We start from the raw sequence: 21,800 nt of genomic DNA, 5'->3' as shown, positions 1-21,800 counted from the left end.
TTTGTTTTTGGAGAAATCACTTTTTGATACAAAGCTCTCCCTTGATCCATTGAGTTATGAGTATCTCACCTTGAAGTCATTACGGTATATGGGTATAAATACCCCCACCATTAAAAGGATATGAGATGTATTTGCAAATGCATATGTATTTCATTAAGCCTCATTGTAGTTAGGCGATGAAAGAAAAGAATTATTTATGGAACACCAGTAGCGGAATAATCGCTGTACTGCTTGTTTTACCAATCTTGGCGATTTTTACGACTGCTGTTGGAGAAACGGATGAGCTATTTTCTCATCTTATGTCTACAGTAATGCCCACCTATGCTTACAATACGGTGGTTTTAGTCATAGGAACCATGTTCCTGTCTTTGATTTTCGGTATTCCGTCTGCATGGATCATGGCAATGTGTCGTGTTCCTGGAGAGCGTGTTTTGCAATGGGCTTTGGTGCTGCCATTGGCAATGCCTGGCTATATTGTGGGCTATATTTTTACCGACTGGTTTGATTTTGCTGGCCCTGTTCAAATCCTGCTACGAGAACTGACGGGGTGGGGACCTAGTGAATATTGGTTCCCCGACATTAGAACCTTATCAGGCGCTATTATTGTTCTGTCTCTCGTTCTTTACCCTTATATTTATTTGCTCTGCCGTGCGGCTTTCATGGAGCAAAACGTTTCCCTATTACAATCTGCTCGCTTGTTGAAGTGCTCTCCCTGGGAAAGCTTTCGTCGTATCTCACTTCCACTTGTTCGTCCTTCCATGGCGGTCGGTTTGTCTCTTGTTGCGATGGAAACCATAGGTGACTTCGGTACTGTAAGCTACTTTGCTGTTAACACACTAACGACAGCGGTTTACGATACTTGGTTGGGCTACTCGAGCCTAACAGCCGCTGCAAAAATATCGGCAATCATGTTAGTGATTGTCATTCTCTTATTGAGCACCGAGCGATACAGCCGTCGTAAACAAAAGTTATTTCAAAATCAATTTAGTAGCCGCGAAGATTTTCGTTATGAACTAATCGGTTGGAAAAAGTGGTTGTCACTGTTTTGGTGTTGGGGGTTAGTGTGCATAGCGTTTTTATTCCCCCTCGCGCAATTGATCATTTATGCCTACAAGTATTTCGCTCAAAGTTGGACACCAGAATTCAGAGAATATGCACTTAATAGTCTTTACGTCTCTGTTGTCGCGGCGATTATTGGTGTACTCGTTGCGTTGATTGTGAATTTTAATCAACGTGTGAGCCCTGGTAAGAAAAACCTGGCTTACATTAGGTTTGCTTCAATGGGCTATGCTGTTCCAGGCACCGTTCTAGCGATTGGCGTGATGGTACCCGTGTTGTTTATGGATCACTTGGTCAATGACATCGCTAAAGTGATGGAGTGGGGACGACCTGGTTTGATCTTCTCTGGTTCCATGTTTGCGCTTATCTTTGCAATGGTAGTGCGTTTTTCAGCTGTTGCTATTGGTAGTATCGAAAGTAGCCTAAGTAAAGTATCACCTTCATTGGATATGGCCTCTAAAACAATGGGGTGTAATACCAACCAGATGTTACGCCGTGTTCACCTACCTTTGATTAAGCGTGGTGCTCTGATTGCAGGCTTATTGGTGTTTATCGAATCAATGAAAGAGCTAAATGCAGCATTGCTGCTGCGTCCCTTTAATTTCGAAACGCTCGCGACTTATGTTTATAACTATGCGTCAGATGAACACCTTGAATTAGCAGCTATGCCTGCTGTGTTATTAGTATTGGTAGGCTTAATCCCACTGATCATCGTAAACCGTTCCTTGGAGCAGAAACACTAATGAGTTGTGCATTATCAATTAAAAATCTGACTTGTAAGTATGATTCCCAAACCATTTTGGAATCTCTTTCTTTAGAAGTTGAGCATGGTGAAATTGTTTGTCTGCTTGGTGCCAGTGGATGTGGTAAGACGACGCTGCTTAAAGCGATTGCAGGTCTGCTTCCATTGAGTAGTGGCGTTATGAGCTTGAATTGCCAAGTTATTGATGACGCTGCGAATTGGTTGCCGCCAGAGCAGCGTAACATTGGAATGATTTTCCAAGATTATGCTCTGTTTCCACACCTCACCGTGAATCAGAACGTGGCATTTGGTCTACGCGATATGTCTGAGCAAGATAAGACTGCGAAAGTTCAAGAGATGCTTGAGCTCGTACACCTTGACCAATTTGGCGATCGTTACCCTCATCAGCTATCTGGTGGACAACAGCAACGTGTCGCGATTGCGCGCTCTTTGGCATATAAGCCAGACCTACTGCTATTGGACGAACCGTTTTCTAACATTGATACCCAAGTACGTCATGAGCTGATTTCTCAGATTCGTAAAATCTTTAAGAAGCAGGGTGTGACGGCTATTTTTGTGACTCACAGTCGTGAAGAAGCGTTTGCTTTTGCTGACAAGATGGCAGTAATGAATCATGGTGTCATCGAACAATACGGCTCGGCGTCAGAACTGTACTTCCACCCATCAAGCAAGTTTGTTGCTGATTTCTTAGGTGGCGGAAGTTACTTGAATGCACAACGTATTTCAGATAACGAATTTGAAACAAGCTTAGGTTTGATTGAGGCCAAGGCTCAAACCGAGATCGAAGTGGGGGCTGAATGTGCGTTGTTGTTAAGACCTCAACATATCGTGGCTACTCATGATGTAGACAGTAACCTTTCAGTATTAGAACAGCAGTTCATGGGAGACCACTGTCGTTATGTGATTGAAGCGAACGGTCAGAAGTTATTAGCAACCTCTTCAGAGGCTCTTGAAATGGGTATGCCGGTAACCGTAAAAGTGGATACCAAAGGCGTATTGGCGTTTTAACGATTTCTCGTCATTCCCATTCCTGTAAATAAAGCTCAGTCATAAAAAAGCCCAGAACTTAATTAAAAGTACTGGGCAAAAGTTCTTCATCAATAGGCTTTAACAAGGCAGTGATATGTTAAGTCCCATACAACACTGCTGCACTCTATAAGCCTATAGAGAGAGGAAGTCTTTTACTTTTTGAAGAACATGTTCTGCAGTGTCTTTATCTTCCATTTCTGCGAAAATTCGTAGTAACGGCTCTGTTCCTGAGAAGCGAGCAATGACCCAGCCGCCATTCTTGAAGTACACCTTTGCACCATCTTCATAGCTAACTTTTTCAATTTCGTATTCAAATTCAGGTAGTTGCTTCTCGACGTAGATCTTAGTGTAGAGCGCTTCTTTCTCTGAAGGTTTAAACTTACAATCGCCTTCTGCGGTGTAGGCATAGCCATATTTAGAGTAAATCTCATCAAGCAATTCAGACAGCTTCTTGCCTGTCACACTGATCATCTCAACCAGCAAGCTTGATGCAAATACGCCATCCTTACCTTTGATGTGACCTCGAATGGTTAAGCCACCTGAGCTTTCGCCACCAATTAGAGAATCATCAGCTTCCATTTGAGAGCTGATATGCTTAAAGCCTACAGGAACCTCAAAGCTCTTCTCTCCATGATCCGCAGCTACTTTATCCAGTAGATGTGTGGTGGCAATATTACGAACGACAGAGCCCTTCCAGCCTTTGTATTCCAGTAAGTAGTAATAAAGCAGTAGTAGTACTTCGTTAGGGTGAATGAAGTGACCTTTCTCATCAATAATACCCAGACGATCGGCATCGCCATCAGTACCAATACCTATGTCATAGCCTTCTGCTGCAACTAAGTGCTTCAAGCGATAGAGCGTTGCGGCATTTGGTGATGGCATCAAGCCACCAAAATCTGGGTTTTTGCCATCGTTGATGACGTCGACATCACATCGACCGTTGATCAGCACTGTCTGCAAAGCATTTTTCGCTACGCCAAACATTGGGTCAATCAGCACGCGTAGGTTAGCTTTCTTGATCGACTCGATATCGATGAAGTTGATGATTGAATCAACAAAGTCGTTCATCGGGTTGATGATCTCGATTTCTTTGTCGTTTAACGCTTGCTCGAAATCAACTCGTATAACGTCTTCGCTGGTCAATGTTGCGATTTGCTGTTCTATCTTCTCGGTGATGATCTCATCAGCATCACGTCCACCTTCAATGAAGATCTTGATGCCGTTGTAGTCTGCTGGGTTGTGAGATGCGGTAATACATGCCGAGTAGATGCTGCCCATCTCTTTCGCTTGGAACATCACGATAGGTGTTGGAACGAACTTATCAATGAAGCTTACTTTGATGTTGTTCGCCGCAAGTACTTCTGCAAACCAACATGCTGCTTTATCTGAAAGGAATCGGCGGTCATAGCCGATCACAAACCCGTTCTTTGCGGCATTTTCATTATTGATGATGTTAGCGAGCGCTTGTGCCACCAAGCGAACATTGTCTCTGGTGAACTCTTCACCAATGAAAGCGCGCCAGCCACCGGTACCAAATTTAATCATTAGAAAATCCTTTTAGTCTCACGGTCTCAAGCCTGTAAAGACTTGAGACCGGAGCTGTTCGTTAAATTGCGTGACTAGCCTAGAACAACGACAACATCATTCACGCTGCCTTCTGTTTGTACTGGGATTGCACCTTCAACTGACTCACCGTTGATAGTGATAGAGGCTACACCTTTGCTTACTGCATTAGGGTTTTGCACCGTGATGTTGTAAGTTGCACCGCGCCATTGACGAGTGACCTCAAACTCTGGCCAATCAGTCGGGATACAAGGATCTACAGTTAAACCTTCGAATCCGGTGCGAACACCAAGAATGAAGTTGGTTACCGCAAAGTAAGCCCAGCCCGAGGTGCCTGTTAACCATGGGTGGTTTGCACGGCCGTGGTCTTGGTGGTCTTTACCCATGATGAACTGCACGTACGAATATGGTTCCGCGTAACGTGTTTCAATCATGTCGTTTTGGTTATAAGGGTTAAGCGCATCGTAGAATTTCATCGCACGGTCGCCACGGCCAAGCTTCGCCTCTGCTACCCAAGCCCATGGATTCGGGTGAGAGAAGATAGCACCGTTCTCTTTTACGCCTTGGTAAACGCGAGTTACAAAGCCGATATCATCGTTTGGTGTTGCGAATGATGGAGAGTTTAGGTGTAGGCCGTATTCAGAAAATAGGTTCTCATCAACTGCGTCCATTGCTTTCTCGCCACGTTCTTGAGATACCGCGCCAGAGAGAACCGCTAACGTGTTTGATTCAAGGTGAACTCGACCTTCAGCTTGTTGAGCAGTACCGATCTTGTCGCCATTTTTAGTTAGACCACGGATGTACCAACCACCCTCGTCATCCCAAAGGTGCGTTTCACACGCTTCGCGAACGTTAGCTGCCATTTCAGTGTATTTGGTAACGTCAGCATCGTTATTGCGGAACTTAGCCAGGTCTAAGAACTCTTGAAGAGCCCAGAAGTGTAGGAATGAAACCATAGAAGATTCACCGCCACCTAGATTCAGACAGTCATTCCAGTCTGCGCGAAGACCCTTACAGATACCTGTTTGACCTACGTATTCTGCAGAGAAGTTAAGTGCGGCTTTCATGTGTTCGTAAACCGTTGCTTCGCCACCATCTGCGTATGGAATCACTTCGTCAAAGAAATCGTGTTCACCGGTTTCCATCACGTACTTGATGATGGTTGGTACGATCCATAAGTGATCATCAGAACAGGTATCGTCAATGCCGTGGATCTTGTCGTCATCTGACGGCGTTGGAACAACCGTTGGTGATTTTGAAGGTTCAACGTCAGCTTTCTCTGGATCGAACCAGTCAGGATCGAACAAGTGTAGACCGTAGCCCGCTTTCACTTGGCCGCGAAGCAGGTCGATAATACGCTTCTTGGTCATTTGTGGGTTGGCATGAGGCACTGAGATCGCATCTTGCGCAGTATCACGGTAACCAAGACCAGTACGACCGCCAACTTCGATGAATGATGCAAAGCGTGACCAAACCACACAGGTTTCCGCTTGGTATAGCGTCCACGTGTTGATCATGGTGTCTAAGCCTTCGTTTGGCGACTTAACTTGGAATTTGTTGCAACGCTCGTCCCAGTGATCTTTGATGCCTTGGAGCGCCGCATCTACGTTTGCTGTGTCTTGGTACTTCTCGCGGAGGCGTTCACCGTTGCCTTTACCGATACCTAGTACATAAGCAAAGCGAACTTCTTCACCCGGTTGAATCGTAAATTGCTTGTGCAGAGAACCACAGTGGTTGTAACAAGTTTGAGCACTGTTAGAACATTTACCGTTCTCAACGGCAATTGGGTTTGCTTCGTCACGGTACATGCCAAGGAAGTTGTCACGCTGACCATCGTAGCTGTCTGGAGAGAAGGTTGATGCTAGGTAGTAGAAGCCTTCAAAGTCGTTGGTGTTGTAGTACAGGTCGTATTCCAACACTCCTTCTTGGTAAGACGTGCCCGCAGAGTACAAAGACATCTGGTGGTTCTGGTTATCCGATTGGATGTGGCTGAATGAGAACTCAACAAATGAGAATGTGCTGATGGTTCTTGGCTTGTCGGTGTTGTTCTTCAGTACGACATCCCAAACTTCTGCATCTTCGCCCTTAGGAACGAATAGCGTTTTGGTTGCCGTAATACCGCTGTATTCACATTTGAACTTTGAGTATGACAGACCATGACGAACTTCGTAGTTCGCTTCATCTAGGCTTTTTGCCACTGGTTGCCAAGAGATAGACCAGTAATCACCCGTCTCATCATCACGCAGGTAAACATAGTGTCCTGGACGGTCAAAGGTGCCATTTGGACGGAACTTAGTAACACGGTTGTATTCCGGAGAATTGTAGAACGAATAACCGCCCGCATTGTGCGAAATTACGGTACAAAACTTTTCAGTACCCAGGTAGTTGGTCCATGGTGCTGGTACATCAGGGCGAGTGATGACGTATTCGCGATTGTCGTTATCGAAATAGCCGTATTTCATTGTCATTTCCTTTTTAACAAACTGCATCTGTGCAGCTAATTTTTAAATAGTGATGCTGAGTCTTATCTGACTGAGCACCTTAATTTGAGTCAGCAACCGCTCGATGTGAGTGTCGCTTTGGTTTGTTTTATTGACCTTTCCAAGGGTTGCGATAATCAACATTGAGTCTGTCGAGTAATGGCAGATGCCCCTTTAGGCGAGATAGGTAATCTAGCCAGTTTCGGTTGTTTTTATGTGTCCAACATCCTTCAGATAAAGCGCTAATTCTTGGGAATACCATATAATCCATACGCTTTTGGTTGGTGACGATCTCACACCATAGAGCACACTGAATTCCGCGGATCCGCTTACGAATTGGGTCGGTGTCGGATATCTCAGCAAGTGCTTCGTAGTTATAAGCTTGTTCTAATGGGGTAACGGCAGCCCAATCGACGCCCGGTTCTTCCGGTGCATAATCTTGGGTCATGTCGAGATAGGTAAATTGTGCCGGTTGCAACACCACATCAAAGCCTTGGCGAGCGCAATTCACTGCTGCTTCTTCACTGAGCCACGAGTAGATGATGGTCTCTTTACTGACTTTGTCGCCGTGTTGCGCTTCTTCCCAGCCCACCATGCGCTTGCCAAGTTGCTTGAGTTTGTTCTCGGCATAACGGAATAGGTGGCCTTGTAAGTCTTTGCTGTCTTGATATTTATGCTCTTTCATCAGAGCTTGAGCTGCAGGGCTGTTAGTCCACACACCCGGTGGTACTTCGTCTGCACCCATGTGAATCAATTCGCTGGGGAATAGCTCTGCGACTTCTTCAATAACCGCATCTAAGAATTGGTAAGTGCCTGGCAAGCCAGGGTTTAGGACATTGTCGTTGTAGTGCTGAATACTCTTGTATTGAGTGGTGTCAGCTTGCTCTACCAGCATGTCAGGCAGTGATTTGATCGCGGCGCGGCAGTGACCTGGGATGTCAATCTCAGGGATTACAGTGATGCTACGCTGCTCTGCGTATTCAATGACTTCGCGAATCTGTTGTTGCGTGTAGAAGCCGCCATAGTTGTCAGTAAGGTGTGTGTATTGCGGTTCTAGTGCATGGTCAGGGCCACGCCAAGCACCGATTTCAGTAAGTTGAGGTAGGCTATTGATCTCAATTCGCCAACCCTCATCATCGGTTAAGTGCCAATGAAAGACGTTGAACTTGTAGTGCGCGAGCTGGTTGATTAAGCGTTTCACTTGCTCCACTGAATGGAAGTGACGAGCGCAATCCAGCATCATGCCTCGGTATTTGAAACGAGGCTGATCGACGATTTTGCAACATGGAACAGAGAAGTTCTTGGCATCCAGTTGTTGTACCAACTGAATCAAGCTTGCTACAGCGTGTGTGAAGCCCGATTGGCTGCCTGATTCAACCATTATTTGTTGTGCCGTGACGGTGAGCTTGTACTCGGCTTCGTCTAACGTCGGGTTGCTGCGAAATAGAATGTCGCCGCTTTCGTCTTTTGAAAATTCAGTTGAAAGCTCATTCGAAATCGACAGCTCAAAGGTAGAAAGCAATTCTTGTTGCAGCCAAGATAACGCCTTATCAGCAAGTTGAGATTGAACCTCAATCTTGCATTCGCTACTTAGTGCGAAGCTACCTAGCTGAAGTTCGATCTGATTTGGCTGAGGAATTAATGCAATTTCAGCAGCGTTAACTTCAGGTATTTGGTTGCGTTCACGGTATGGCGAAGCCAAAAAAATCGGTGATATCGCGACAGGCAGTACCGATGTTTCTCCATCATGATGTGATTGGATAAATGCATCATTAAGGCCATCAGAATAGAAGCGAAATGGGGCGCTTTGAATACTGAATTCAAGGTAGTAGTGGTTGTTCGCCTTTAACACCGGAGAGCTTGGTTTGAACGAGCAAAAGCTTCCAACTTGAGTCAGTTCACCTTGAGATAGACTCTCCGGAAGGATGAATCGGTCAAAGGCAAAATACAGTGACCAATCTTTTACGTCGAGGTCACTTAAGTTATGTACCGTAAGGCCAAATCGGCAGTTATTTTTTTGTTCAGAAAGAACAGCTAAGTCGATGCGATAATTCATATAACTTCCCTGCTAAGCCTGTTGATACAAGTTGTGTTGTGGTTTTCCGGCAAACATCAATGCGCCTTCAATAGCGTCAAATTGAGGTTCAACGATCCATTGTTGTACTGGTGGTGATAGCCAGTTGAGAATGCGCTCAGCGATACTGCCCATCAGGCATACCTTGTCTGCACCTTTGCGATGAAGTGCTAGCACAAACATTTCGATATCAGCTGCGGTTTGCTTGAGCATCTCGATAGCCAGCTCATCGCCTTCGTTAGCGAGTTGAAAAATCACTGGCGAGAATTGACCGTAGTCTTTTGGAATGGCGCCTTTTGACCACGCCACGATCGCATCAACATCATTGTCAAAGTGGTTCATCACGTGTTGAGTCAGTGGGGTTTTGCTGCGAATACCGTCTTCTGCTAACAGGACTTGTTGAATTAAGCGAAGGCCCATCACTGCGCCGCCACCTTGGTCTGAAATTGGAAATTCACGACCGCCAACCACATGTTGTTCGCCGTTGTTTAGGTAGATGCCACATGAACCTGTACCACCAATCATGATCGCGCCGTTTTGGCCATTGTGGGCGCCAATACAAGCACCGTAAGCGTCAGTGTTGAGCGTCATACTTGCGAAAGGGTGTGGTTGAGCCATGAAATCGAACCATGCCGACTTTTGCTCAGCGCCAGCCAGTGCAAGGCCGACATGTATATTGGAAAAATGATTTGAGTCGAGTTGCCCTTGTTGTGCCGCTTGAGTAATCGCATCAACAATTGAGCTCATCGCAACATCAACACCCAAAAGGATGTTGGCACTGCCACTTTTTGCTTCACCAATGAGTGTGCCTTGGTCATCACGAATACGCGCACGACAAGAAGTGCCACCACCATCAATACCTACGTAGTAAATAGTCATGACTATTGCTCCTTACGTTGCGATAGGTAATTGAATTGCGCAGCGGTCGCGAGCAAATACCACGCCCCATGGGGGATCCATTGCTCACCCCAGCGCCAGTTTTGAAGCATGTCGTCTTTCTGTGCTGGTGGGTTGAATGCGATGTCTTGTTCATCTTCGAACCCAGCCGTGATGCCGTTGCAGACACCACCTTTTGCATTGAAGAAGCCAAGCTGTGGTAGATAATCTGGGTTGTTATGGCCGTGACCATCGAGCATACACATGTGATATGGGTTGAGACCTAAGATCCAATCAAGGCTGTTTTGTGAAAGCTGGATTAAACGCTTTTGAAGTTCGCTATCTTGAATATGTGGTTGAACTAAGTATGCCATGGTTGCGATTGAACCAAGACGTGCGTTTTCGCCTTGCCACCAATAGCCCGTTTCATTTTTCTGAGCAACGAAGAAAGCATCGCGCTTATCACCATCAACATTTTTAACGTACTGTCTTGGGTAGCCAAATGGATTGATGACTTTGTCGGTAATATTGATTTCGAACTGACAGGCTTTTTCAACAACCGTGCGAGCTTGTTCTTTCAGAACTGCATTGGTTTCATTGTCGATGTACTCGCACAGAGCAATCACTGGAAGGCCTGCTTCTGCAGCATGGAAATAAGGGCGAGAGCCATCAGAGTTGGCCGACCAGAAGTGGGCAAATGAGTCATCGGATTGCTGACGAGCGATCAAGCGATTCGCCCAAGTTCTTGCTTCTGATAGGTACTGCTCGTCTTCTGTTACTCGGTACAGTTCATTTGCAGCGAGTAGGGCACAATATTCATCGATGATGTTTTCTTCGCCATCGTTTAGGTACTGCAGGTTATGTTCTTTTAGGTGCCAATAACCGTTAACGGCAGTTTCAAGGTAAGTTTGGCTCGAGTAACTGCCCGAGGTTTCAAGTTCAGATGCAGCAGCTAATGCGGCGATAGCAACGCCCGCACCTTGTCGATAGCCCGCTTGCAAGTCCGTTGATTTATGGCCTTCTTGAGTGGCATAAGCGCAGATGTCGCGCTGATTGATGTCTTTGCTCCACTTATCGAATACCGTCATATAAAAGTATCCAGCCGCGTCTTGCATGCGCACTAAGAAGTCGGCACCGAATAGGGCTTCTTCCGTCAGGCGAGTCATGGAGAATTTTGGGAAGTCAGGGTTATTGTTGGTTAAGCGCACGCTTTTAAGCATGTTCCAAACAACCATAGGAATCTGTTGAGGATTAAGGTAGTTGCCATAAGACAGGTGGCTAAAGTACTTACTCACATCACCCGATGCGTCGTACCAACCGCCATGGACATCGACGTATCTGTCAGTGCCTAGAATTTGTGCCTGTTGATCTTTTTTGTCGAAAATACCGCCACAGCGTTGTGACTTAAAGTAATGAAGCACATCAGAAAACGTGTGGTTCATTAGTAGGTTGTTGCCAATCTCAAACACTTCTGAACGTAGGTTATCAAAGCGCAGGTAGTAGCGACCGGATTCGGTAAATGAACTGAAATCGATTGTGAAGAATTGTCCTTGATGCCAGTTTGCTACGCGGCCTTGTTTTACAACATCAAAGTTGCCCACGGTAATATGGTTGTCGGCACACACTAATAATGCAGTCGTACTTGATAAGCGAGCTTTCTTAGTTTGTAAGATAGCCTGCTTTGGAGCCGTGGATTCGTAGCCAATATGGTTGGTCAATAACAGCATCAATACTCTCCAAAAGTCCTAGTTTCTTATGGCTAGGTACCTGAAATTTTTTAGGATAAATAGTTAGGGTCCGCAGACCCTAACGGGCATTTATTGCTTAGCTTTCGTGTAGGTAACAACGTACAAAGTGGTTATCGGCTAATTGCGTAACCCCTGGTAACTGCTCTTTACACTTATCCATTGCATGAGTACAACGACCTGCAAATGGGCAACCAGCTGAGACTGGTGTCCAAAGAGGGATTTCCCCTTTGTTACCTGCCAGTTTCTCGTGGATCGATTTCTTCGGATCTGGAACTGCCGAAACCAATAGCTGAGTGTAAGGGTGTTGAGGGTCAGCAATAACGTCATCGGTATCGCCCCATTCCACCATGTGTCCTACGTACATCACTGAAAGATCTTCAGCGATGTAACGAGCGGTTGCGATATCGTGAGTGATGTAAAGAAGAGACATTTGCTTCTCAAATTTCATCTCTTCCATTAGGTTTAAAACACCAGCACGAATCGATACATCAAGCATTGACGTAGGTTCATCGGCTAATACAACTTCTGCACCTACTGCGATATTACGAGCTAGGTTGACACGTTGACGCTGACCACCAGAGAGTTGGTGAGGGTACTTCTCTGCCGTTGCTTGTGGTGGTACTAAGCCAACTTGCTCTAGAAGATCGTACACACGCTCCTGTAACTCTTTCTTGTTACCTGGAGATACTTTTTTGTGGATCAACAATGGTCGAGCAATGTGGTGGAAGATGTTATGTGTTGGGTTCAGGGAACCAAACGGGTCTTGCCATACCATTTGCACGCCTTCACGGTAATGCATAAGATCTTTTCTGCTTGAGATCTCTTGGATATCACGGCCTTTGTATTCGATTGTACCGCCCGAAGGCGCGTACATTTTTGCGATCATTTTTGCTGTTGTTGATTTGCCTGAACCAGACTCACCAACCACCGCTAGACCGCGGCTTTTGTACATCTTGAATGACACGTCGTTAATCGCACGCATCATTGGGGTTTGAATTGTGGTACTGCTTATTGGGAAGTCTTTTACGACATTCTTGCCTTCTACCAATAATTGACCGAAATCTTTGCTCATAATTGTCTCCAGAATCCTTATTCGCTTTGCTTGCATTTCGGCGGTCGAACCGCCTTATTCGTTATTCACGCTGAATCAGCGTGCAAGCTATAGCTTCCTTTGTACTATTGGGTCACCGTACAGGTGGCAGTTAGACAAATGCCCCGGGTCGATAGAACGCAGCTTGGTTGGTACCTTGGTACACGTTTCATGTACACGGTCACAACGAGCTTGGAAACGACACCCTTCAGGAATCTCTAACAAGTTCAGAGGGTTGCCCGGAATGCCCGCTAGTTTTGTTTTTGGCCCTGTTAGTGGAGGGAAAGAACTACCCAGCCCTTTGGTGTAAGGGTGGTAAGGGTTTTCTAGAATATCTTGAGCATTAGCAACCTCGATAAGCTCACCTGAATACATGATGCCGATGCGGTCAGAGAACTCGACCATCAATGACAAGTCATGGGTGATGAACAGAATCGAGAAGCCAAATTCTTCTTTCAGTGCATAGATCTTTTGTAGGATTTCGCGCTGAACAACCACATCAAGCGCGGTCGTTGGCTCATCCATAATGATCAGCTTTGGATTCAATGCTAACGCGATAGCAATAACCAAGCGCTGACGCATGCCGCCAGAGAATTGGTGAGGGTAGTCACTCAATCGGCTTGGGTGAATATCTACGATTTCAAGTAAACCTTCAGCGCGTTGCTTAGCTTGCTCACGAGTCATGTTGGTGTGACGCATAATTACGTCACAGAACTGCTCTTCCATTGGTAATACTGGGTTGAGTGCGTTCATCGCACTCTGGAATACCATCGACATCTCGCTCCAACGGAATGCTTGCATACGGTCATCACTGTATTCAAGGATGTTCTCACCATTGAAGATAACCTCACCACCACTGATGTAAGCGGGCGGCTTATGCAGACGCATAAGAGAGAAAGCAACGGTTGATTTACCACAGCCAGACTCACCAGCTAGGCCGAATACTTCACCTGGAGCAATGTCGAAACTTACGTTGTTACACGCACGAACATCGCCAGACTCTGTGATGTAATCCACGCATAAATTGCGGATAGAAATTAGTGGTTCAGACATGATTATTTATCTCCGCTCCAAAGTGCATTTTGTGGTGGTAGTTCTGGTTCACGTTCTTCTTTGTCTTGTGCTGCTAATTTCTTCCAACGCTTCATGCCTTTGTGAGAACGCAGTTGCGGGTTGGCAATTTCATCGACAGCAAAGTTAAGTAGAGCAAGACCAGTTACAAGTAGTGTCAGTGCGATACAAGGAGCCAATAGTTCCCACCAAGCGCCAATCAGCATTGATGAAGAGGTTTGAACGTTGTAAAGCATGATGCCCCAGCTGATTGTGTTCGGGTCACCAAGACCTAGGAACGAAATCGTTGCTTCCATCATGATTGCGTACATCACCGAACCGATGAAGCTCGCGCCAACGATAGAGATAAGGTTTGGAAGAATCTCTACGAAGATAATACGGAATGAAGATTCACCCAGAACTTCAGCGGCTTTTACAAACTCTTTTTCGCGCAGTGCTAAGGTTTGGGAACGAACAACACGCGCACCCCAAGCCCAGGACATAAAGCCGATAACCAAGGTTATGGTGAGTGGCCCTGCCTCACCGATAAAGGCTGCAACTACGAACAGTAATGGATATTGAGGAATAACCAGCATGATATTCATTGCGGCTGTCAGAACATCATCGACACGTCCGCCAAAGTAACCTGCCGAAACACCGATCACTGTCGCGAGCAAACATACGGTAAGACCCGCACCAAAACCTACAGCAAGAGATACGCGTGCGCCGTATACCACTTGTGACCAAACGTCACGACCCATACGAGTTGTCCCCAGTACGTGGTCTGCCTTCTTAGACATTATCAACGTACGACGATCGTCTGCTAGGTTTTGAGCAACCCAGCCATCAGGGTTAGTTTGTGCAGACTTAACCACGAAGCCAGGGTATTCGTGTGGATTACCTGTACGCTTGTCTGGCACATGTTTTGTGATCAATGGAGCCGCAATAGCACCAAGAATAAAAATACTTAGGATGATGACGCCTGTTAGGGCCATCGGGTTACGCCAAATGAGTTTTAGAATATCTTTCATGATTATTTACCACCCTTACGAAGACGAGGGTCAAGAACAACGTAAAGCATGTCTGCAACTAAGTTAAAGAACAGCATGAATAGCGTCATGATAAGCAGTTGACCTTGCAGTACTTGGTAGTCACGAGCGTTAATTGCGTTGAAAAGTACGCTGCCAAGACCAGGGTAGTTAAAGATGATTTCGATAATCAACTGACCACCGATTGCCATACCTAGTGACATCGAAAGTGCCGTCACACTTGGTAGCATCGCGTTACGAGCTGCGTAGTTGAAAACTACTCGGTTTTCGCTCAAGCCTTTGCCTTTCGCCATGGTGATGTAGTCTTCAGCTAGCAGGTTGATCATGTTGTTACGCATGTTTACTAGGAAGCCACCAATTTGAACAATAGATGCACATAGCAAAGGTAAGAAGGCGTGGAAAGCGACATCTTTAATGAATGCCCAGCTTGTCCAATCCGGAATCGTACCTGCGGTATAGGCGTAGCCGGTTGGGAACCATTTCAAGCCGATTGCGAAGGTAAATAGCGCAATCATGGCAATAACAACTTGAGGAACAGCTTGGAGAATCAGCATCCCTGGAGTTACAAATGCATCGTATTTACTGCCGCGTTTCCATGCTGCGAAAATACCTAGGATTGAACCAATAGAGAAAGAAAGAATAACCGCGGTGCCAGCTAAGAAAAGCGACCAACCGAATGCACCACCCAGCAGTGTATTTACTGAAAGTGGGTAGAATTGGATTGATGTACCAAGCTCCCAGCTAAGAATGTTCTTCATGTACGCCACGTATTGAACTAATAAGCCGCCATCAACGAAGCCTAATAATTCTTTCATTGCAGCAATACGTTCAGGAGTAACTTGAACAGAAGCGTTCGCAAACATCATGGTAACTGGGTCACCAGGCATTGCTCTTGGAATAATAAAGTTTAACGTCGCTGCAACTAATAGCGCGACAAAATAAAATGACAAACGTCTTAAAAAATAACCCATAACTCACACCTTACTCACCCAGATTGTTTCCCTGTTTCTGGATTCAGGTCGCTCCTAGCGAAATTTGGAACGAAAAATCCCCTGACGACTAGCGCCATACTTTCAATTGATAGTGTGGGGATTTTTATAAGCGGCGTAAGAAGTTACGCCGCAAAGATTGAACGATTACCTATTTAACTGGTTTTAGGTCCAGTACATGAAGTAGACGCTCTGGAATACCAGCCCAAATGTTTGGGCGGCCTTTTGGATTTTCTTCGTTCCACCAACCAGTGAATCGAGTTGTGTTGTATTGGTACATGTAAGCACCAGACATCACAGGGATTGTCACTTGGTCTGCAGCGATAATTTGCTGGATGCCATGTGCAATATCTAGCTGTTCGTTCTTGTCAGCTGTTTTGTAGAAGCTGTTTAGAAGACCATCTAGCTTGTCGTTTTTGTAGAAGTGCATAGCGAAACGAGGCATACCATCACCAGATTGTAGTGATGAGTTGTAAGCACTGTTCCAGTACGTGTATGGATCCGCACCGTGGAAGTAGTTTGTGTATGCTACGTCGTATGTACCTTCAAGCATTGCTTGGTTGTAAACAGAGAAGTCAGGCGTACGAGCTTTCGCTTTAATGCCGATTTCGTTTAGCTGTTCTACCGCTAGTTGAACTGTGTTGTTGAAGTCAGTCCAGCCATTTGGCGATTGGATCATTAGTTCGAAAGACTTACCAGATGGAGTATCAACAAAACCATCTTTGTTTACATCTTTGAAGCCAGCGTCAGCAAGAAGCTTCTTCGCACCTTCAGCGTTGTAAGTGTTGAAGCCTTTGTACTTGTCGTGAGTTTTTTCATCAGACCAAGCTTCAAATGCGTAGCCAAGACCTGATGCGAAATCGTTCACAGTACCGCCACCGTAGAATGCGATGTCGATGATAGTTTGACGGTCAAGAGCCATAGAGAAAGCACGACGGAATTCAACGTTGCTCAATGCTTCATGCTTCGCAGCATCAGGGTGCTTGAAGTTAACGATGAATGCTTGTGTACCTGCTGGCGGGTACCAGTAGTGGTGTTTAGGGCTAGCTGCAGCGTATGTACGATCGATATCTGGAACGAAAGAAGACGTCCAGTCCATCTCACTGTTTACAACTTTACCTAGGAACTGGTCGTTGTTCGCAATTTGTGGAACACGTAGACAGTCAACATCTAGGTTGTCAGCATCCCAGTAGTTCGGGTTTTCACACTGAATGTAAAGTTGAGCTGTAAACGTATCGATTTCTGTAAATGGACCAGAACCCACTGGATTTTCATTAGTGAAAGTTGATGGGTCTTTAATGTCTTTCCAGATGTGCTTAGGTACGACTGGTACTTTAGCAATCTCATAAGGTACGTTCGAGTTTGCTTCTGTTAGGCTGAATTTAACTTGGTGGTCGTTCAGCTTTTCTACAGAAGTTACCCAAGAGTTGATACCAGACTGGTCAAGCTCTGGCTTCTCTTTTACAAGGTTGAAAGAAAAAACAACATCATCAGCAGAGAAAGTTTCTCCATCAGACCATTTAACACCCTTACGAATGTCGAAAACAACGCTCATCAGATCATCTGACATCTTGAAGTTTTCAGCTAGACGGAACACTGGAGTGTTACCGTGCATTTCGTTAAATACTACTAGCGGCTCATACATGAAGTCAGTTGTAGTATGTAGGTTAGTAGCACCAAGGTACGGGTTAAAGTTACGTACGAATGTAGTGTACTCTTTCGGGTGAACGGTCAGTTCGCTGCGTTCTGCAGCAGTTGCTACTGATGCAAAACCTGTTGTAGCAGTTGCAATAATTGCTGTTGCTAGTGCTGTTTTTTTTATATTGGCAAGCATAGCTGTTCCTTACTATTTGCTTTCATTTCGCTAATGGATTGAATGTTATCTGTCGCTAATTGTTTAGTAGATACACACTCTAGTTAAAGGCCTACCTCTTCTTCGTTGCTCCAGATTCATCGTTGATTCTGAGAAGTGGTAAGAGTGGCCTGTAGGCCTTTGGCAGGAGTAAGAAAACACCTTATCGATGAATTAATCAAACTCGTTTCCCGTTAAAAACGTTAAAAACACACAACCCCACGTCATTAACGTCAAAATAGGGCGGATTGATGGTTTTTTGCGCGCAATTGTTAGAGTGATGTGACTCGCAGTTGAATTTGTAGTGATACTTAATTGTTAGTACTTACTTACTTGAGGTTCATTTTATTATAGGGGGTTGTTTGGTTTTGATGTAATTGTAGATCTTGGTCACTTGCTAATTTTACGTTAAATTTCTCTAGAAAATTAAATCTGCCGTTCTGTTGTGACTCGCTTCTCAAACTGCAACAAAGAGTAGGGGAATAGTGAAATTCAGCCAAGAATAAGCTTAAAAATAGCGGTTGAACTAGTGATTGTTTAAGCTTGAGTAACGTGTCATTTTGCTTGTTTAATATCGTGAAAGAAGTGTATTTGAATAGACGTTATTGTGCTTTATCGCAAATGATACTCACAAAAAAGCCCACGCTAGGTGGGCTCCATGATTCACAGTGTTGTGATCTTACTTCAAGGTTAACTAGTCAGTAGTTTCTGTAGTTTATCCCTTAGCATCTCAATATGAGTTCTTTCTGGTGTTTGTTCTTTACAGTGCTCAAGTATGAATTCGATTGAGCTTAGTACCGTTCGCCAGCGAGGCGTTTTCGGTAGGGTTTCGACGCGTAGGTATTTGTCTAGCGTTCGAGTTTGCAGGGTGCTGCGGTCTAAATAGACGCGCCACAACCCACTTTTCTCTGCGAAGGCAAACTTGGTTTCACCAGTAACAGACTCCCAGTAGATGATGGCATTAGTCATGACATCGACTAGTACTTCACGCATCAGTTCTTGTTTGTTTTTACCTTCACCGCTCGCTTTATCAGCAAGGCGAGTAAACTCACCGCCAAGTTCCTTGAGCTGTTGTAGTTTATCTTTGTCACCTTCAAAGGCGTAGCTTGAAAGTGCTTCAACCGCGGTTTCAAGATTATTAACTCGGTTTGAGTTAACACCACCACCCACATTAAAGATATACATTGTGTCGAGCCCTGAGCCTTCAGGTAGCTTAAGGATATCACTTGGTATGCGCTGACGTGTGTCATCTATGTAGATATCAATATCACCACAGTAATGGGCTTGTTCCACTTTAAGATATTTAGGCGCGATTATCTCGTCGGCCATTGAACGCTTGAGTTGTTCTTGCCCACGTCTAAATAGTTTCGCTGCCGCTTCGTTGGCGAAGCGAATACGTTGGTCATCACGAATACATATAATGGCTTCAGGGGCTGATTCTAGTTGTTCTAGCAGTCGACCTTGAGTTTCCAACAGGTTAGCTTCAACCATAGCTCTATGCTTGAGTTCCAGTTGCAGTTGGTCGTTTTCAAGGCGTCTCTGTTCGGCTTTACTTGCTGATAGATGCGCTGTAATTCGAGCGGCCAGTTCTTGTTTGTTGAACGGTTTAGATAAATAGTCATTGGCACCTGCTTCGAAACCTCGAACACGGTCTTCTGCTTGGTTGAGTGCCGTTAGCATGATGATTGGTAACTGTGCATGATCGTATCGCTTACGAAGTGCTTCACAAACCTGATAGCCGCTCATACCTGGCATCATGATATCGAGCAGAAGTAGCTCTGGTTTCTCTTTCTCAATCAGTTCAATGGTTTCAGGGCCGTCACATGCGGTACGAACTCGGTAACCTTCCAATTTTAAGAAGCTGTCTAGCACGCGCAGGTTGACTGGCTCATCGTCAGCAATCACTAACAACGGACCATTAGGGTCTTCGTTGATAACACTGTTTTCTTGCTGAGAGTTATCAATTAAATCTGGGGCTTGGAAGTGTGAGTAGCTCCCTGATTCATTGTAACTATCCAATTCTTGTTGGGTAGCTAGAGGTAATGTGAAGCTGAAGGTTGTCCCAAGCATTGGTTGACTACTCACGTACAACGAGCCGCCCATTAGTTCAATGAGCTGACGGCTAATGGATAACCCAAGCCCTGCACCTTGGCGATAGTTACTTGAATCTTGGCCTGCTTGAATCAGTGGTTCAAAGATGTGTTCAAGGTATTCTGCTGGGATACCTTGACCTGTATCGACAACTTGTACACGAATGTTGTCGTCGATAACGCTTGCTGAGATAACAATCTTGCCTTCGGATGTGTACTTGATAGCATTGCCAACCAAGTTATACATGACTTGCTCAAGTCGTTGAGGATCGGATGAAACGAGCCCTAAATCACTCGGCACTTGGTTAATGATACGGATTGGTTTGTTACCTAACAGGTGATGAGATAACTCAAGTACCAAGCTGGTGGCAGCCGACAGGTCAACCGCTGACTTTTTAATGTCCAAGCTGCCATAACGCATTTTGTGATAATCGAGAAGATCATCAACCAATGTTGCCAATCTCTGACCACTATTGATGATGATATCCAGTTGGTATTTCTGGCTGGCAGGAATAGGGCCGTTGGCACCAGATATCAGCGCTTCAGCAATACCAACCATGCCATGCAATGGCGTTCTCAATTCATGTGAGGTGGTGGCTAAGAACTCATCTTTCAGTTTATTGGCCAGTTGCAACTCTTCGTTTTGCTTTTGAATGGTCTTAAGGTTGTCCTCTAGTTCATCGTTTTGGCTCTTGATCAGCTGCATTTTGTCACGAATCGATCGCTGCATTCTTTCGAAACTCACCGCCAAGCGACCTATTTCATCTTTGCGTTCGGTATTGATCATGGTTTCATCAAGATCTCCCGCCGAGACTTTCTCGGCAGCCCACGTCAGTTTAAGTAGTGGGGAAGTGATAAAGTTAGACAGATAATGCGATGCGACAAATACAAGAATGATCGCTGTTAGCATAACGATCACGAAGATCTTTTCTAGCTGATGAATACGAGCAAAGGCTTCTTTTTCTGGAAGTTCCACGACCAAAGCCCATGTTGCGTATTTAAGATCAATAGGAGTGTAGGCTGCGATGATCGCTTGATCTTGAGTGTTATCAAACGTCCCAACGGCTGTTTCACCGGCAAGTGCCTTATCGACAACATCCAAACTCAAATTAATCGACTCTTGTGAGTGCGCAAGGCTGCGAGGCAAGTGATCGTCACCAACCAAAAGGGTTTGAATATTTGAGCGCTTATTTAAATCGGCGATCAGCTTAGTAATGCCGTTAATCGGTAGTCTAAACATCGCATAACTGTGTAGATAGCCCTGTTGTACGATAGGCGCACCTAACCATGCGGTTTGTTTTCCGTCTTCGTCTTTAAAGTCGGAAACAATAACGGGCGTGTAATCTTCGTTGGATTTACGTTTGTCTTTTACGTCTTTTGCTAAGCGTTGAAAGGTAACACCGAGATTTGAATCTTTGTATTTTCCAGTCAGCAAATTGGTGCCGTAATCGTCATTTTTAAACACCGAATAAGCCACATTGCCGTTAATATCAACCAATAAGATATCGTCAAAATCGGAGCGTTTAAGCAGCTCTAGGTAAGCGTTATGGTAGCGCTTGTGCAGCAGACGATAACGTTCACTGCCTATAAAGCTGCTGGATTCTGGAAGAATCGATGTTTTAATTTGATCGCCGGAGCCTTGGATGTAGCGTTGCTGAGCATTGCTACGTGCCTCGTCAATATCTAAACCGAGACGCTGGAAGGCGTTAATCAAACCATAAAAGCGTCCGCCACTGGCATTGGCCAATTCTGAGCGAACAAAGCCCATGACTTGGGATTCTTGAGCTTGCAGGTAATCGACAATTTGCTGCTGCTTAGTATCACGAACCGAAACAAGGTGTGAGGTGCTTTGTTCCTGAAGATCCTGACTGTGCGATTGGAGGAAAAATATCGCGATAAGTGTCACTGGTGTAATACTGAGGACAAGAAATGCCAACATTAGGGTATTTTGAAGGCGCTTAAACTTCTGCTTACGATAGAATCTAAACATAAATTGGGTACTACTTTCCTTTGATGTACTGCTAAAAGGGGCGAAAACAAGTACAGAGAATAGAATTAACGGGTTCCAATTTAACGAAATTAACGAGT

13 protein-coding genes are annotated in these 21,800 nt (G+C 45.1%); 2 read left to right on the top strand and 11 right to left on the bottom strand.

Annotated elements, in window-relative coordinates:
• Nucleotides 1-176: 176 nt before the first annotated feature.
• Together IQO02_RS06885 and IQO02_RS06880 are read left to right on the top strand one after the other, a co-directional pair.
• Nucleotides 177-1,802, top strand: a complete 1,626-nt coding sequence (locus IQO02_RS06885) for an ABC transporter permease (protein WP_010436023.1) — start codon at nucleotides 177-179, stop codon at nucleotides 1,800-1,802.
• A complete protein-coding gene (locus tag IQO02_RS06880; protein ID WP_010436024.1) occupies nucleotides 1,802-2,830 on the top strand; it encodes an ABC transporter ATP-binding protein in 1,029 nt (342 codons plus the stop codon). The genes IQO02_RS06885 and IQO02_RS06880 overlap by 1 nt, the downstream gene beginning before the upstream one ends.
• A gap of 153 nt (nucleotides 2,831-2,983) precedes the next feature.
• Here the strand turns inward: IQO02_RS06880 and IQO02_RS06875 are convergent, their stop codons facing one another.
• From IQO02_RS06875 to IQO02_RS06825, 11 genes are all read right to left on the bottom strand, one after another.
• Nucleotides 2,984-4,396: a phosphoglucomutase/phosphomannomutase family protein gene (locus IQO02_RS06875; protein ID WP_010436025.1), complete on the bottom strand. Its 1,413-nt coding sequence runs from the start codon at nucleotides 4,394-4,396 to the stop codon at nucleotides 2,984-2,986.
• A gap of 74 nt (nucleotides 4,397-4,470) precedes the next feature.
• Nucleotides 4,471-6,876 (bottom strand): GH36-type glycosyl hydrolase domain-containing protein, encoded by a 2,406-nt coding sequence (locus tag IQO02_RS06870; RefSeq protein WP_010436027.1) that lies wholly within the window; start codon nucleotides 6,874-6,876, stop codon nucleotides 4,471-4,473.
• 127 nt (nucleotides 6,877-7,003) lie between these two features.
• Entirely contained in the window at nucleotides 7,004-8,950 is a 1,947-nt protein-coding gene (locus tag IQO02_RS06865; RefSeq protein ID WP_193838520.1) for a beta-N-acetylhexosaminidase, read from the bottom strand.
• 12 nt (nucleotides 8,951-8,962) lie between these two features.
• Nucleotides 8,963-9,847 (bottom strand): N-acetylglucosamine kinase, encoded by an 885-nt coding sequence (locus IQO02_RS06860; RefSeq protein WP_010436031.1) that lies wholly within the window; start codon nucleotides 9,845-9,847, stop codon nucleotides 8,963-8,965.
• Between the two features lie 2 nt (nucleotides 9,848-9,849).
• Nucleotides 9,850-11,571: a glycoside hydrolase family 9 protein gene (locus IQO02_RS06855; protein ID WP_016791601.1), complete on the bottom strand. Its 1,722-nt coding sequence runs from the start codon at nucleotides 11,569-11,571 to the stop codon at nucleotides 9,850-9,852.
• Between the two features lie 97 nt (nucleotides 11,572-11,668).
• Nucleotides 11,669-12,664, bottom strand: coding sequence for an ABC transporter ATP-binding protein (locus tag IQO02_RS06850; protein WP_010436038.1), 996 nt, complete (start codon nucleotides 12,662-12,664; stop codon nucleotides 11,669-11,671).
• A gap of 87 nt (nucleotides 12,665-12,751) precedes the next feature.
• Complete coding sequence (locus IQO02_RS06845) at nucleotides 12,752-13,735, bottom strand: ABC transporter ATP-binding protein (RefSeq protein ID WP_009847564.1); 984 nt, start codon at nucleotides 13,733-13,735, stop codon at nucleotides 12,752-12,754.
• 2 nt (nucleotides 13,736-13,737) lie between these two features.
• Nucleotides 13,738-14,763, bottom strand: a complete 1,026-nt coding sequence (locus IQO02_RS06840) for an ABC transporter permease (protein ID WP_009847563.1) — start codon at nucleotides 14,761-14,763, stop codon at nucleotides 13,738-13,740.
• 2 nt (nucleotides 14,764-14,765) lie between these two features.
• Entirely contained in the window at nucleotides 14,766-15,752 is a 987-nt protein-coding gene (locus IQO02_RS06835; protein ID WP_010436046.1) for an ABC transporter permease, read from the bottom strand.
• Between the two features lie 169 nt (nucleotides 15,753-15,921).
• Nucleotides 15,922-17,604 carry an ABC transporter substrate-binding protein gene (locus IQO02_RS06830; RefSeq protein WP_016768984.1) on the bottom strand — a complete coding sequence of 561 codons (1,683 nt, stop codon included), beginning with the start codon at nucleotides 17,602-17,604 and terminating at the stop codon, nucleotides 15,922-15,924.
• A 708-nt stretch (nucleotides 17,605-18,312) separates the two neighbouring features.
• Nucleotides 18,313-21,702, bottom strand: a complete 3,390-nt coding sequence (locus tag IQO02_RS06825; protein WP_016787808.1) for a response regulator — start codon at nucleotides 21,700-21,702, stop codon at nucleotides 18,313-18,315.
• Between the last annotated feature and the right edge of the window lie 98 nt (nucleotides 21,703-21,800).

Source organism: Vibrio sp. OPT24 (assembly GCF_015163545.1).
Classification (GTDB): domain Bacteria; phylum Pseudomonadota; class Gammaproteobacteria; order Enterobacterales; family Vibrionaceae; genus Vibrio; species Vibrio cyclitrophicus.
The sequence above is the reverse complement of the archived record's forward strand: the minus strand, read 5'-3'. Positions and strand labels throughout refer to the sequence as shown.